The sequence below is a fragment of the Thiocapsa roseopersicina genome (assembly GCF_900106925.1).
Classification (GTDB): Bacteria; Pseudomonadota; Gammaproteobacteria; order Chromatiales; family Chromatiaceae; genus Thiocapsa; species Thiocapsa roseopersicina.
The window spans coordinates 65,180-79,549 of the sequence record NZ_FNNZ01000007.1 but is presented as its reverse complement, the minus strand read 5'-3'; the positions used below and the strand labels follow the sequence as shown (position 1 = coordinate 79,549).

Genomic DNA, 14,370 nt, shown 5'->3' with positions numbered 1-14,370 from the left:
ATCCCGGCCCGACGGTATCAGTGCATGCGGTGCTTCGGAGCGTCCGTGTCGGCCGTATCGGGTCGCCTGCGCATGAGCGGCAAGGAGGCGTGATGCGCCGTCATCCGCCAGCCCTCTGCGCTCTGCCGGTAGACGTTCGTCGCCAGGATCCGGTTGGGCTCCTCGCGCGAGCGGCCCGGGCGGATCAGCTCCTCGACCAGATGCACGGCAAGCCCCTCGGTCGCCGTGCGTTGGATGACGCGGTACTGCAAGTCGGGGCGCTCGGCCCCGGTCAGGACCTCGCGCCAACTGTTCAGGACCTCGCTGCGACCCTGCAGGAGATCGCCGCCGGGGTGGACGCAGACCGGGCTTGGAACCTCCGCCCAGACCGCTCCCATCAAGGCGATGTCGAGCGTCTGGAAAGCGGCATAGAAGGCGGCTTCGACCTCGTCCGGGGTCTGGAATCGGCTCATCGGCCGGAATCCGGCGCCGCCGGGGTGCCGAGCAGCGCGGTGCGCAATGCCCGGATCGCGCGTGTCTGGGTGGACTCGCCCATGCAGCGCATGATAAGCGCGGGATCCAACTCCGGCAGCGCGCGGCTGCGGGTCGCGGCGAGATAGGTCTCGTCCTGCAGCGCGAAGAAGCGCAGTGTGCCGTTCTCCCAAAACCAGACCTCGGGCACGCCGAGTCCGCGATAGACCGCGAGCTTGTCGACGCCGCCGCTGGTCCAGATCACCTCGATCGCGATATCCGGGACCTTCGGCGCCGGGCGGATCGGGCCTACCAGATAACACTCGTCGGCCTCCGCACCTAGCCGCTTGGCCTTTTCCTTCAGAGTCCAAGAGCCGTAGCCTTCGAGCTCGATGCCCCTGATCTCGGCGTAGGTTTCGAGCAGTCGGGCGAGCCGCTTCTTGAGTGATTCGTGATCGACGGAAGGTGTCATCAGCTCCAGCTCGCCGTTGAAATAGGTGATGCGCACCCCGCCGTCGTCGCCGCGGGCGGACAGCACCGCCTCGTAGTCGTCCCAGCCGACGTCGCGCAGGAAGACACGCTGATCGACATGGTCGGTGTCGCAGGCGGCCGACGGGTGGTTGGCGGGCATCATGGCTGTGGTTGCTCTCGGTGAGATCGCATGGGGTGCTCGAGCCGCTGTCGATTCGAAGGTTAAACCGCGCCCGGCGCGGTATGCGATGTTTTTGGATCGGATCGGCCCCGGCAGACTTGATAATCGTTGGAGCAGGCGCGGTTTAAAATATTAAAAAATTTATCATTTTAAACCGCGTCCCCGCTAGGGGATGTGGATGCACCAAAGGTCGAGCTCAATCGACGGTTAGCAGCGGGCTCCGGACGCGGTTTAGTCGCCTGCCAGAGCTGCGGCAAGCGAGCTCGGGACGCTCAGGACCGGGGTCTTTTGGGATCGGGATCCGCGTCTGCCCTGACCCCGTCTGTCGGCTTCAAGCGCAGCCCGCGCGGCACCACCCAGCGCTCCGCAAACTCGAAAAGCCCTTGGAGTCCGAGCGCGAGCAGTGCGGCCGGGACGGCGCCCTGCATGATGAGCGCGGTGTCGTCCAGGCGGATACCGGTGAGGATCGGCTGTCCGTAGCCGCCGGCGCCGATGAGGGCTGCGACCGTTGCGGTGCCGACGTTGAGCACGGCCGAGGTCTTGATCCCGGCCAGGATGGTGTTGGCGGCCAGCGGCAGCTCGATCAGGCGCAGGCGTGCGCCCCGAGTCAACCCGAGGACATCGGCCGATTCGCGGATCGGCACCGGGATGTCCATCAGCCCGGCGTGGGTGTTGCGCACGATCGGGAGCAGGCCGTAGAGAAAGAGCGCGACCACCGTCGGCAGCCAGCCGATCCCGAGCCAGGGGATGAGGAAGACGAAGAGCGCGAGCGAGGGGATGGTCTGGATCATCCCGGTGATGCCGAGGATCAGATGACCGAGCCGCGCATTTTGTGCTGCCAGCACGCCGAGCGGCACGGCGAAGAGGATGGCCGCACCGAGCGAGACCCCGACCAAGCCCAGATGCTCCAGCGTGCGCTGGCCCAGTTGGCTCCAGAAGCCTTGACCGGAGACCGTGACCTCGAGCCCGAGGCCCTCCGATAAGAGGCGAGCCGCGACCGTCTGCTCCGAATCGCCCTCCAGCTTCACAGCACCGTTCATACCCGCCATGGTGGGCGCGTCGATCGCACCTTCGAGACGGCGAAAGGCGGCCAGGGCGTCCGGCGCCTCCTCGGCCAGCTCCGCGCGATAGAGCAGGATTGCTTGGTAGTCCTCGAAATAGCCCAGATCGTCATCGAGCATGCGCAGCCCGTAGCGGGCAATCTCGGCATCCGTGGTGTAGACCACCGTCACGTCGAGATGCCCTGCGTCGATCCCGCGGTAGACCAGGTCGTGATCCAGACCCTGCACGCGGGTCTGGGGGAGTCGGTAGCGCTGTCTCAAGCCCGGCCAGCCGTCGGCACGATCCAGAAACTCGCTGCTGAAGCCGAATCGCAGGTCCGGATGCTCGCGCAGGTCGGAGATGCGTTGCAGGCCGAGCTGCTCCGCCAGGGACTCGGGCACCGCGATCGCGTAGGTGTTCTCGAAGCCCAGGGACGCCGAGGATTGCACTCCGCGGGCCGCGAGCGCCGCCTCCAGCAATTCGGGCGAGGACACGTCCTCGCCGGACAGGATCTCGCGGACCAGCGTGCCGCTGTATTCCGGATAGATGTCGATCTCGCCGCTCAGCAGCGCGCCCCAAAGGATGCGCGTCCCGCCCAGCTCGGCGCGATGACGCGCCGGGTGGCCGGCGTCGCGTGCGAGCAGGCGCAGGGTCTCGCCCAGGATGACCGACTCGGTGAACTTCTTCGAGCCGATGACGACCGGGCGGGGTGTGGATTCTTCGGCAGACGACTCGGCCGACCAAGCGACGGGTCCGACCGCGAGCAGCAAGGCGACGAGCGTCGCAAGCCCAAGGCCGGTGGCTGGAAGCCGGCGGCTGGAGGCCCTTCGCAACATGCCGCGCCTCATCTGCCCGCTCCCAGCAAAACCCGCTGCGGCTCGCGCTGCGCCGCGACGAACTGCGCGACGAAAGGCTCGGCAGGGTTGTCCAGGATCACCCGCGGCTCGGCCTGTTGGACGATCCGACCGGCACGCAGCAGGACGATCCGATGCCCGAAGAAGACCGCCTCGGCCAGGTCATGCGTCACCATCAGCACCGTCTTGCCGAGCCGAGCGAAGATCGCCTTGAGCTCGCGTTGCAGCTCGAAGCGGATCATGGGGTCGAGCGCCCCGAGCGGCTCGTCGAGCAGCAGCAGATCGGGGTCGAGCATGAGCGCGCGCATGAGGGCGACGCGCTGTCGCTGGCCGCCCGAAAGCTCGATCGGGTAACGCCCCAGCATCGCAGGCGGGAGTTGCACCAGGTCCGCAAGCTCGGCGAGACGCTGCTCACGCCGTTCGCGCGGCCAGTCCAGCTGGCGCGCCATCAGGGTCACGTTGTCGCGCACGCTCAGATGCGGGAAGAGACCGCCGTCCTGGATCATGTAACCCATGCGCAGCCGGGCGGGGCGCAGGTTCCCGGTATCCAGCGGGGCGCCCTCGAACCAAACTTGGCCGCGATCGGGCCGGATGAGGCCGGCGGCGAGGCGCAGCAGCGTGGATTTGCCGCAGCCGCTCGGGCCGATCAGGACCGTGGTCTGCGCCTCCGGCACATGGAGGTCGACATCCGCCAGCGCCGGTGTCCCGCCGTAGTCCTTGAAGATCCCTTCGAATCGCAGCATCGGTTGATTCCCGTCGGCTGAGCATGAGCAGCTTGAATTCGTGCCTCTCGGCTCGAATTCCAGTGCATCGTTAAAAGGATGCTTCAGGATTCTCGCCGTATGTCGTGGAAAACCAGTACCTGTTACGAGTGTGATGCCAACTGCGGGATTCAGGTCGAGCTCGACGACGACGACGAGCCGATCCGCGTCCAAGGCCCTGATTGTCCACGCTGCTATGTGCAGTTGGAACGTCGCAATCATCCCGATCGCATCCTCTATCCACTCAAGCGCGTCGGGCCGCGCGGGAGCGGCGAGTTCGAGCGCGTCTCCTGGGACGAGGCGCTCGACACCATCGCCGAGCGCCTGAGCGCCGCGAAGGCCGAGCACGGCGCACCGTCCGTGGGCTTCTTCGCCGGCTACACCAAAGAGGCGCGGCCCCAGCTGCAGCGTCTGGCACACGCCTTCGGCTCGCCGAACTACCTGACCGAGAGCGGCTGCTGCTTCTCGGCGACCATGGTGGCCGAGAAGGTGACCTTCGGCTACAAGATCAAGACCACGTCCACGGTGGTCTCGCCGAAGACGCGTTGTCATCTTATCTGGTCAACCAACCCGCGCGGCTCGATCCCGCCCTTCGATACGCATCCGCTGGTGCTGCGCCGGCCGGGCAAGACCCTCATCGTCGTCGACCCGCGACGCACGCCCCTCGCCGAGGAGGCCGATATCCATCTGGCGATCCGCCCCGGCACCGACGGCGCACTCGCCTTGGGCTTCCATCACCTGATCTTCGAGAACGGCTGGCAGGACCAGGCGTTCCTGGACGAATGGGCCAACGGCGTCGAGGGCTTCCGAGACTATGTCCGCGACTTCACACCCGCGCGTGTCGCCGAGATCTGCGGCATCGCGGAGCAGGATCTGCGTACGGCTGCGGAGCTGTTCGCGACCACCCCGCCGGCCCAGATCACGCTCTCGCCCACCGCGACCGTGCAACACAGCAACGGCTTCCAAAACCACCGGGCCGTGATCCTGCTCTCGGCGGTGACAGGCAACCTCGATCGCGAGGGCGGCAACCGCTTCTTCAACGACAAGGCCGCGCCCAAACCGATCGAGCTGTTCGACTACTGCCGCACCCATCTCCCGCCGCGCGTCGGCGACGAGGTCTATCCGGTCTGGACCCGCTATTGGCCGGCCGCCCAGAGCATGCTGTTGCCCGACTGCATCCTGGACGGGCGCCCGCAACGCATCCGCGCCCTGCTGGCCATGGGCATCAACACCGCCATGTGGCCCAACTCCAAGCGGATGGAGCGCGCGCTCGGTGAGCTCGACTTTTTCGTCGCCACTGACTTCTTCCACAACCCGGCCACGCGCATGGCCGACTTCGTGCTCCCGGCGGCGACCAGTCTGGAGCGTCCCGCGCTGATCGCCTATCCCGGCTGCGCCTATCAGGGCGAGCTGCGGTATCGCCGGCCGATCGTCGCGCCCAAGGGCGAGGCCCGGCCCGACGGCGAGATCTTCCTGCAGCTCGGCGTGCGTTTGGGCATGGCCGAGCAGTTCTGGAACGGCGATCTCGCGGCCTCCTGGGCCGAGGCGGCGGAGGGCATCCCGGAGGAGATCCGCCGGGAGGTCTACGACAACCCGGACGGCGTGGTCGTCTATGCCGAGGCGATCGAGGATCTGGTCGAGAACGGCTTCATGGATGCCGATCGACTCTATCGGCTGCGCGGTTTCCGCACGCGGTCCGGCAAGGTCGAATTCGACTCGATCGAGCTGCGCGAGGCCGGTCACGACGGATTGCCGATCTATCGCGAGCCGGCCGAGAGCCCGATCTCCACACCGGCACTGGCGGTCGATTACCCGCTGGTCCTGACCAGCGGGGCACGCACCAAGTTCGACACCCATTCCCAGCATAACTACATCGAGCGGATGCGCCGCGCAATTCCGCACCCGCTGGCCGAGATCCACCCGGACGACGCCGCTCCGCGCGGCATCGAGAACGGCGACCATGTCACGATCAGCTCGCCGCGCGGGGCGGTGCGTTTCGTCGCCAAGGTGACCGATCGGATCAAACCGGGTGTCGTGCACTGCACCCACGGTCGAAACGACGCCAACATCAACGAGCTGACAGACGACCGGCACCTAGATCCCATCAGCGGGTTTCCGCCATTCAAATCGCTATTGTGTCAGGTGGAGCGGGTGGGGTAGGGCTGCCAGCCTCCAGCCGGGAGTATGACATGTGGGGGTGTTAGCCTTTATGCGTTGAAGGGTTTTTTAATCTCGAATAGCTGATAGCTGATAGCTGATAGCTGATAGCTGATAGCTGATAGCTGATAGCTGATAGCTGATAGCTGATAGCTGATAGCTGGTCGCAGGAGGCAGAAGGCTAACCCGAACCCCGAACCCGAGGTCCTCGAACCGTGCCCTTCATCGGCGTCCTACCCGAACGCGAGTTCCTGTTCCGACCGTCGCCCCGGCGCGATGTCGGGGTGAACGACGCCGCCGCTTGGCGGCTCAACCCGGCGCATCGCCGGGTCTACGACAAGCTCTCTCTTGCGCTCGATGCGGGTCTGCGCGCGGCGCCCTGCGGTGTCGACCCCCGTGACTGCGGAATCGCGTCCGATGCGCAGGTCTTCGTCAAGCCCATCGTCAACCTTGCCGGCATGGCGGTGCGCGCTCGCGCGGTGCCGGCCGACGCCGTGCCGAGCGAGCCGGGCAGCTTCTGGTGCGAGCGTCTCGAAGGTCCGCACACCAGCAGCGACTGTCTGGTGCAGGATGGGCGTGCGGTCTGGTTTGCCCATACGCGCGGCTCGGACGAGAAGGATCGGGAACGCCCGATCTATTGGGAGGTCGGTGCCGCTCTCCCGGACCTGGAGCCGGTGATCGCGGATTGGATTGCACGCAACCTGAAAGGCTACAGCGGCCTGTGCAACCTGGAGATGATCGGCGGACGACCGATCGAGGTGCATCTACGGGGCTCGAACGGTTTCTTCGACTTTTACGGTCCCGATTTCATCCCGGCCTGGGTCGCGCTGGTCGACGGGGTCGATTTCGCACCACCGCCTCCGATCCCGGGCGGTTTCGTGATCTCGGTCTTCGGCGAGGTCGCGATCGAGGAGGCGCAGTGCAAGGCTGCGGCGGAGCAGGGCGTCCGGGTCGATCTCGACACCCGCACCGCCGATCGGTCGGCGATCCTGCGCTGCTCGGACAAGGACGCCGGGCTGGACGTTCTGCGGAGACTGACCGGGCGTACCCCGGCTTAACCCATGACCCGGCGCGGCGGACCTGTCTCGCTCAGACCCTGGATGATCCGGTCTTCGAGCCAATAATGAGCACGCCACGGCCAGGGGCCGTCGATGAAGCCGACATGACCCCCGTGATCGGCGAGCTCCAAGGTGATCCCGGGGCCGAGCTCATGCGCCCAAGGAACCGTGGTCGGAAACATGAAGGGATCATCGACGGCCTGGATGATGAGTGTCGGCGTTCGGATGGACGGCAGATACTGCCGGCAGCTCGCGCGGCTGTAGTAATCGAAGACGCCCTCGAACCCGTTCAACGGCGCCGTGACCCGGTCGTCGAAGGCGTTGAAGTCCCGGATCGCATCGAGATCGACGTCGAGCGGGAAGCGTCGCCCCGCGAACTTCCGCCGCAGGCTGACCTTGAGCTTTCCAAGCAGATAGCGCCGATAGATCTTCGAGAATCCGATATCCAGCCTGAGCATAGCATCGCGCAGCACGAAGGGAACCGACACCGCGATGGCCGATCCGACGGTGGGCTGCTCGGTCTCGCCGAGGTATTTCAGCAGCAGGTTTGCACCGAGCGAGAAGCCGATCGCGGCGGCGGGGGGACCTTGGGGATCGCCTGCAAGGACGGTCAGCACCTCCGCGAGGTCTTCGGTGGCGCCCGAGTGATAGGCACGGTCGAGCCGGTTCGCCTCCTCGGAGCAGCCGCGCAGGAACATGAAGATCGGTTGATAGCCCTCGTGCTCCAGGCGGGCGACCAGGGTCGCCGCATAGTGCGATTCGAGCCCGCCCTCGAGGCCATGAATCACCAGGACCCGCGGCCCTGCGCCATGGCCGATCGCCAGATCGATGAAGTCCCCGTCGGTCAGCTCGATGCGTCGGCGCGCGAGATCGGGTCGCGGACGAGGTCGCGACAGACTCGGCCAAAGCGTCTGCAGGTGTGCTCCGGGAAGCCACCAAGCCGGCCTGAAGGTGCTGCGTGTAATCAAGCCCATAGCCTACGAAATCTCCGGTGATCCAGCCGATTCGACATCCGCCCGAAACCGAAAGAGCGACAGCCGAGTCGGGTTGTGCGAGGGGCGGCGGATTGAGAGCCGGCCCTGTTGTCCCCTATACTGATGGCCTTCAGGGTATCACCTGATCCCGCGAGCCCGACCAAGGAATCCAACATGCGAACACGCCTTTCGACCCTGATCGCCGCATTGCTCTGCGGTCTGGCATCGGCGAGCCAAGCCGAGGATCTCCTGCAGATCTACGACTTGGCGGTTCAGAGCGACCCCCAGATCCGTCAAGCCGAGCAGGACCTGTTCGCAACGCGCGAGGTCAAGCCTCAGGCCCGCTCCCTTCTGCTGCCCAATCTGAGCGTGGTCGGCGATGTCGACTATCAAAGCGTGGACGCGAGCGGCAACACCAGCGGCGGGGCATCCGGGCAGGGAATGAGCTTCAGTCGGTCGGATTCATTCAGCACCTACGGTGCCCAAGCCGTCGTCAGCCAAACGGTCTACAACCGGGCCAACTGGATGACCCTGAAACAGACCGACAACATCATCGCGCAGGCCGAGGCCCAATACCGCGACGCCCAGATCACCTTGATGGTCGATACGGCGGATCGCTACTTCGGGGTCTTGCGCGCCGCCGACGCGGTGACGGTGCAGGAAGCACTGGTGCGCGCCGACGAGCGTCAGCTCGAGCAATCCCGGCAGCGCTTCGAGGTCGGCCTGGTCGCCATCACGGATGTGAACGACAGCCAGGCGGCATACGACCGTTCGCGTGCCAACCTGATTACGGCGAAGAACACGCTCGACAATGCCTGGCAGGCGCTCCTCACCATCGTCGGTCCGATCCAACTTCCGCTCGCGCGACTCGGCGACACGCTGCCGCTGACCCCGCCCGAGCCCAACAACATCGAGATCTGGGCCGAAACCGCCGGTCGCTCGAACTACGGCATCATCGCCGCCAGCGAGGCGGTGAGTGCCGCCAAGAAGGGGATCCAGATCGAGCGCTCGGGATATTACCCGTCGGTGAACCTGCAGGCCGGCTACGATGTCGCTCGCTCGGGGGCCGAATTCAACACGGATTCGGACACCGGGTTTGTCGGCCTCACGGTCAACGTGCCCATTTACCAGGGCGGCGCGGTCGCCTCGAGAACGCGCCAGGCCGGGTTTAATTTCCGCGCCTCGCAGGATCAGCTCGATGCGACACGCAGGCAGGTCGATCAACAGGTCAAGGACGCCTTTCGCGGGGTCATCTCGAGCATCGAGGACGTGAAGGCGCGACAAGCGGCCGTGGTGTCGGCTCGGTCCTCGCTCGAATCGACCGAGGCCGGCCAGGAGGTCGGAACCCGCACCCAGGTCGACGTTTTGAATGCGCAACGCGCCCTGTTCCAAGCCGAGTTCGATTACCTGAGCTCGCGCTACGATTACATCCTCAACGGCGTGCGTCTACACCAAGCCACCAGCACCCTGACGCGGGAGATCCTCGCGCGGGGCAATGCCTGGCTCAATCCCGCCGATACGATTCCCCCGCCGGCTAACTGACCATGTCCGGCAACAGCTTTGGGCGGCTCTTCGTCTTCACCAGCTTCGGCGAGAGTCACGGGCCCGCCATCGGCGGGATCGTCGACGGCTGTCCGCCGGGGCTCGCGCTCGCGGCGGCGGACCTGCAGCGCGACCTGGATCGGCGCAAGCCCGGCCAGTCGCGTCACACTACCCAGCGACGCGAGTCCGATACGGTGGAGATCCTCTCGGGTGTGTTCGAGGGCATCACCACCGGGGCACCGATCGGCTTGCTGATCCGCAACGAGGACCAGCGCTCGAAGGATTATTCCGAGATCGCCGCGTGCTATCGCCCGGGACACGCCGACTACACCTACGATCAGAAATACGGCCGACGCGACTATCGCGGCGGCGGGCGATCCTCCGCGCGCGAGACGGCCGTGCGGGTCGCGGCAGGTGCAATCGCCAAGAAGTATCTGGCCGAGCACGCCGGTATCTCGGTGCGCGGCTATCTGTCGCAACTCGGCCCGATTCGGCCCGCGAGCCTCGATTGGGATCAGGTCGAGCGCAACCCCTTCTTCTGCCCCTGTGCCGAGACGGTGCCTCGTCTCGAGGCCTACATGGACGACCTGCGCAAAGAAGGCAACTCGATCGGCGCGGCCATTACGGTGGTGGCGAGCGGCATGCCGACGGGTCTCGGCGAGCCGGTCTTCGATCGGCTCGATGCCGACATCGCCCACGCCATGATGAGCATCAACGCCGTGAAGGGTGTGGAGATCGGCGCCGGTTTCGCCTGCATCGAACAGAAGGGCACCGAGCACCGCGACGAGATGACCCCCGAAGGGTTTCTCTCCAACCACGCAGGCGGGATCCTCGGCGGGATCTCCTCGGGCCAGGACGTGCTGGTGCGCATCGCGTTGAAGCCGACCTCGAGCATCCGGCTGCCCGGTCGGACCATCGACACCGCCGGTCAGGCCACGGAGGTGGTCACCAAGGGAAGACACGATCCCTGCGTCGGGATTCGGGCCACACCCATCGCCGAGGCCATGCTCGCATTGGTCCTGATGGATCACCTGCTGCGGCACCGCGGCCAGAACGCCGGCGTGGTGCCGCCCACCCCGCCTATCGCCGCCTGAGCCGGTTTCGCGGCGACAGGCGCCGATTCGGTGCCTGTCTCGCGTCATTCCCGCCCACGACGTTGGCGCGATGCGGGTCGGTCACGATTTCCATGAACTGAACCGCGTCGACGATGCCCCCGATGGGCCAAGGTAAGGTCGATCCAGGGCGCAAAGAAAGCATGTCACAGCGGACACGGTTCAGCGCTCGGCCAGATGCGATGCCTTACTGGCGACTCTCCGGCTACTACTTCTTCTATTTCGCCGCGCTCGGCGCATTGGTCCCTTTTTGGGGGCCCTACCTGCAATCGAAGGGGTTCGACGCCCTGGCGATCGGCCAGCTCATGGCGATCCTGGTGGGCACCAAGATCGTCGCGCCGATGCTTTGGGGTCACATCGTCGACATCACCGGTCGGCGCATGCCGATCGTGCGTTTCGCGTCGATGGTCTCGGCGGTGACCTTCCTCGGCGTCTTTCCGGCCGACGATTTCTGGACCATCGCAGCCGCCATGGTCCTGTTCAGCTTCTTCTGGAATGCCTCGCTTCCGCAGATGGAGGCGGTGACCTTCAATCATCTGGGGCATCGGCCCGCCGGCTATGCCCTGATCCGGCTGTGGGGCTCGGTCGGATTCATCCTGGTGGTTGCGATCCTGGGCGTTCAGTTGGAGTCCGCGCCGATGAGCGTGGTGCCGATCTGGGTGCTGATCCTCTTCGTCGGAATCTGGCTCTCGACCCTGACCGTCCCGGACAGCGCGCCCGTCACCGGGGAGCATGCCACCCCGTCGTTGCGCTCGATCCTGGCGCGTCCGGACGTCATGGCATTCCTCGCCGCCTGCTTTCTCATGCAGGCGAGTCACGGGATCTATTACGCCTTTTACTCGATCCATCTCGCAGCGGTGGGGTACTCGACCTCGGCGATCGGCGCGCTTTGGGCGCTCGGCGTCATCGCCGAGGTCCTGGTGTTTCTGGTGATGCGCAACCTGCTCGAGCGTTTCGGTGCGCGCCGTGTCCTGATCTGGAGTCTGGCGATCGCGGTGGTGCGGTGGCTCCTGATCGGCGCCTTCGTCGCGACCCCGGCGGTGGCGATCTTTGCCCAGCTCATGCACGCCGCCACCTTCGGGACCTTCCACGCCGCGGCGATCCATCTCGTCCATCAGTATTTTCGCGGACGCACCCAGGGGCGCGGACAGGCGCTCTACAACAGCCTGAGCTTCGGCGCGGGCGGGGCGCTCGGCAGTCTGATCGGAGGGTTGCTCTGGAGCGCCGAGGGCGCCGGGGTCACCTTCGGGATCGCATCCGGTGCCGCCGCGCTTGGACTGCTCGCGGCTTGGCGCTGGGTGGATCGTCCCGCGACGAAGGTTGCCCGCCGTTAGTGGAGCCGTGCAGGGATTCCGAGACCGTCCGAGATCATTTTCGTTGTCGTTGTCGCAATCGTGGTCGTAGTCGTATCGATCGTCGATTACGACAACGACAACGAACGGTTTCGACAGATCTGCCGTGCTGCACCGGTCACGACGCTGGCCGGGTCTTATCCATCCCGAGGTCCAATCAGCGTGCATCCGGGGACTCATCACGGATCCGGGTTAAAGGGTCGCGTGTTATTCTATTGCCTTTCGCGGGTCCGCCGACGCCGCCAACCGCACCGAGCTCGCTCGGTTTGACCTCAGCCATCACAGCCATGCCAGTCGATCAAGGTCCTTTTCAGATCCTTCCGGGTCGTCGCTATCCCAACGGGGCGAGCGTCGAAGACGACGGGGTCAACTTCTCCGTGTTCAGCCGCCATGCCTGCGGGGCGGAGCTGCTGCTCTATCGCAGCGCGGACAGCGCGGAGCCCTTCCAGATCATCCGGCTGGACCCGGAGGTCAATCACACATTCTTCTACTGGCATGTTCTTGTCGTGGATCTGCCGCCGGGAACGCACTACACCTGGCGTATGGAAGGTCCGTTCGAGCCCCGTGCCCACGGGTGGCGTTTCGATGCCGGCACCGAGCTGCTCGACCCATGGGCGCGCGCCGTCAACCTGTCGCATTGGGATCGTTGGAATCGCCTGAACAACGGGGTCAAGCCGCATGACTCGCCCCGCGCCTTAGTTCTCGCCGAGGAGTACGACTGGGAGGGCGACACCCCGATTCGCCGCCCGACCGAGCAGACGATCATCTACGAGCTTCATGTCGGCGGCTTTACCCGCCATGCCAGCTCGGGCGTGCATCATCCCGGGACCTTCCTCGGTCTGATCGAAAAGATCCCCTATTTGCAGGATCTCGGCATTACCCATGTCGAGCTGATGCCGGTCATGGCGTTCGACGAGCAGGATGTCCCGCCGGGTGTTTGGGAGGCGGGGCTGCGCAACTTCTGGGGCTACAGCAGCTTCGGCTTCTTCTCCCCCCATCCCGGCTACTGTGTCACGCCCGAGCAGGGCACGCATCGGCGCGAGTTTCGCGACATGGTCAAGGCCCTGCACAAGGCCGGCATCGGGGTCATCCTGGATGTGGTGTTCAACCACACCAGCGAGGGCGGCAACGGCGGTCCGACCATGAGCTTCAAGGGGCTCGGCAACGAGACCTTCTATTGCCTGGACAGCCTGGACAAGCGCATCTATCTTGACTTCACGGGTTGCGGCAACACGGTCAACGCCAATCACCCCGTCGTGTCCCGTTTCATCATCGACGCCCTCGAATACTGGGTCCGCGAGATGCACGTCGACGGGTTTCGTTTCGATCTCGCCAGCGCGATGGCGCGGGACTCGGACGGCCGGCCGATGGCCAACCCGCCCGTGCTCTGGGCGATCGAGCTCTCCGATACGCTCAACGCCTCCAAGATCATCGCCGAGGCATGGGACGCCGCCGGTCTGTATCAGGTCGGCAGTTTTCCCGGCTATCGCTGGATGGAATGGAACGGCTGCTTTCGCGACAGCGTGCGGCGTTTCGTTCGCGGCGACCCGGGGCTGGTTCCGGAGATCGCGACCCGGCTTGCAGGCAGCAGCGACCTCTATCAGGCCAACCTGCGTCAGCCCATCAACAGCGTGAATTTCGTCACCTGCCACGACGGCTTCACCCTCTGGGACCTCGTCTCCTACGAGCGCAAGTACAATCGCGCCAACCGCGAAGACAATCGCGACGGGACCGACAATCACCTCAGCTGGAACTGCGGGGTCGAGGGCGAGACCGAGAACCCCGAGATCCTCGCGCTGCGCCGGCGTCAGGCCAAGAACCTCCTGACCCTGATGTTCATGAGTCAAGGCATCCCGATGCTCTTGGCCGGAGACGAGGTCCTGCGCACCCAGCAGGGCAACAACAACACCTGGTGCCAGGACAACCCGCTGGGCTGGTTCGACTGGTCGTTGGTCGAGCGCAACGGCGATATGCTGCGCTTCGTGCGCGGATTGATCGCCTTGCGCAAGCGTCATGCGAGTCTGCGTCGCCGCCACTTTCTGTCCGGACAGCCGCGCAACGGCAGCGATCTTCCGGATGTGGTCTGGCACGGAACCACGCCGGGCGTTCCGCCCTGGGACGACCCGGACGCACGGGTGCTCGCCTTCACCTTGGCGCGCGCGCGTCAAGACGACGACTTGCTTTGCGTGCTCATCAACATGGATGCCGAGGCGAAGCGCTTCGAGATCCCGGCGATCGAGCAGTGTCGTTGGCACACCGCACTCGACACCGGACGGGCCAGCCCGACCGATCTGATCCTGCCCGAGGATCAGGTCGCGCTCGAAACAGACGCCGTCTTGGTGCGCTCGCGCAGTATTCAGATCTTCGAGGGACGCTAACCGGAAAGAAGAGAAGAACGCCGACGCTCCGAGGGCGTA

Annotated in this window: 11 protein-coding genes; 6 read left to right on the top strand and 5 right to left on the bottom strand. The window is 65.4% G+C overall.

Annotation, left to right across the window (positions count from 1 at the left end; all coding sequences use genetic code 11):
* Positions 1-17 precede the first annotated feature (17 nt).
* The 4 genes from BLV04_RS09440 to BLV04_RS09425 form a co-directional block, all read right to left on the bottom strand.
* Complete coding sequence (locus BLV04_RS09440) at positions 18-452, bottom strand: YybH family protein (protein WP_093030509.1); 435 nt, start codon at positions 450-452, stop codon at positions 18-20.
* The gene (locus BLV04_RS09435) at positions 449-1,084 is read right to left on the bottom strand and encodes a Uma2 family endonuclease (RefSeq protein ID WP_093030506.1); all 636 of its coding nucleotides are present in this window, start codon (positions 1,082-1,084) and stop codon (positions 449-451) included. The genes BLV04_RS09440 and BLV04_RS09435 overlap by 4 nt, the downstream gene beginning before the upstream one ends.
* 290 nt (positions 1,085-1,374) lie before the next feature.
* A complete protein-coding gene (locus tag BLV04_RS09430) occupies positions 1,375-2,979 on the bottom strand; it encodes an ABC transporter permease/substrate-binding protein (protein WP_245731817.1) in 1,605 nt (534 codons plus the stop codon).
* An 8-nt stretch (positions 2,980-2,987) separates the two neighbouring features.
* Positions 2,988-3,740 carry an ATP-binding cassette domain-containing protein gene (locus BLV04_RS09425; RefSeq protein WP_093030500.1) on the bottom strand — a complete coding sequence of 251 codons (753 nt, stop codon included), beginning with the start codon at positions 3,738-3,740 and terminating at the stop codon, positions 2,988-2,990.
* A 99-nt stretch (positions 3,741-3,839) separates the two neighbouring features.
* Here BLV04_RS09425 and BLV04_RS09420 point away from each other — a divergent pair, with 99 nt between their 5' ends.
* Positions 3,840-5,918 (top strand): molybdopterin-containing oxidoreductase family protein, encoded by a 2,079-nt coding sequence (locus BLV04_RS09420; RefSeq protein ID WP_093030497.1) that lies wholly within the window; start codon positions 3,840-3,842, stop codon positions 5,916-5,918.
* Between the two features lie 212 nt (positions 5,919-6,130).
* Entirely contained in the window at positions 6,131-6,973 is an 843-nt protein-coding gene (locus BLV04_RS09415; protein ID WP_093030494.1) for an ATP-grasp domain-containing protein, read from the top strand.
* Here the strand turns inward: BLV04_RS09415 and BLV04_RS09410 are convergent.
* Positions 6,970-7,947, bottom strand: a complete 978-nt coding sequence (locus tag BLV04_RS09410; protein ID WP_093030491.1) for a hydrolase — start codon at positions 7,945-7,947, stop codon at positions 6,970-6,972. The genes BLV04_RS09415 and BLV04_RS09410 overlap by 4 nt on opposite strands.
* A gap of 174 nt (positions 7,948-8,121) precedes the next feature.
* Here BLV04_RS09410 and BLV04_RS09405 point away from each other — a divergent pair, with 174 nt between their 5' ends.
* The 4 genes from BLV04_RS09405 (at position 8,122) to glgX (ending at position 14,331) form a co-directional block, all read left to right on the top strand.
* The gene (locus BLV04_RS09405) at positions 8,122-9,489 is read left to right on the top strand and encodes a TolC family outer membrane protein (protein ID WP_093030489.1); all 1,368 of its coding nucleotides are present in this window, start codon (positions 8,122-8,124) and stop codon (positions 9,487-9,489) included.
* A 2-nt stretch (positions 9,490-9,491) separates the two neighbouring features.
* A complete protein-coding gene (gene aroC, locus BLV04_RS09400; RefSeq protein ID WP_093030486.1) occupies positions 9,492-10,583 on the top strand; it encodes a chorismate synthase in 1,092 nt (363 codons plus the stop codon).
* Positions 10,584-10,783: 200 nt separating this feature from the next.
* Positions 10,784-11,935, top strand: coding sequence for an MFS transporter (locus BLV04_RS09395; protein WP_093030483.1), 1,152 nt, complete (start codon positions 10,784-10,786; stop codon positions 11,933-11,935).
* Positions 11,936-12,240: 305 nt separating this feature from the next.
* Positions 12,241-14,331 (top strand): glycogen debranching protein GlgX, encoded by a 2,091-nt coding sequence (gene glgX / locus BLV04_RS09390; protein ID WP_093030480.1) that lies wholly within the window; start codon positions 12,241-12,243, stop codon positions 14,329-14,331.
* Positions 14,332-14,370 lie beyond the last annotated feature (39 nt).

Bases quoted from the DNA above. Each gene is read 5' to 3' on its own strand.
- BLV04_RS09440 (WP_093030509.1), bottom strand. From the start codon at position 452: ATGAGCCGATTCCAGACCCCGGACGAGGTCGAAGCCGCCTTCTATGCC.
- BLV04_RS09435 (WP_093030506.1), bottom strand. From the start codon at position 1,084: ATGATGCCCGCCAACCACCCGTCGGCCGCCTGCGACACCGACCATGTC.
- BLV04_RS09430 (WP_245731817.1), bottom strand. From the start codon at position 2,979: ATGTTGCGAAGGGCCTCCAGCCGCCGGCTTCCAGCCACCGGCCTTGGG.
- BLV04_RS09425 (WP_093030500.1), bottom strand. From the start codon at position 3,740: ATGCTGCGATTCGAAGGGATCTTCAAGGACTACGGCGGGACACCGGCG.
- BLV04_RS09420 (WP_093030497.1), top strand. From the start codon at position 3,840: ATGTCGTGGAAAACCAGTACCTGTTACGAGTGTGATGCCAACTGCGGG.
- BLV04_RS09410 (WP_093030491.1), bottom strand. From the start codon at position 7,947: ATGGGCTTGATTACACGCAGCACCTTCAGGCCGGCTTGGTGGCTTCCC.
- BLV04_RS09405 (WP_093030489.1), top strand. From the start codon at position 8,122: ATGCGAACACGCCTTTCGACCCTGATCGCCGCATTGCTCTGCGGTCTG.
- aroC (WP_093030486.1), top strand. From the start codon at position 9,492: ATGTCCGGCAACAGCTTTGGGCGGCTCTTCGTCTTCACCAGCTTCGGC.
- BLV04_RS09395 (WP_093030483.1), top strand. From the start codon at position 10,784: ATGCCTTACTGGCGACTCTCCGGCTACTACTTCTTCTATTTCGCCGCG.
- glgX (WP_093030480.1), top strand. From the start codon at position 12,241: ATGCCAGTCGATCAAGGTCCTTTTCAGATCCTTCCGGGTCGTCGCTAT.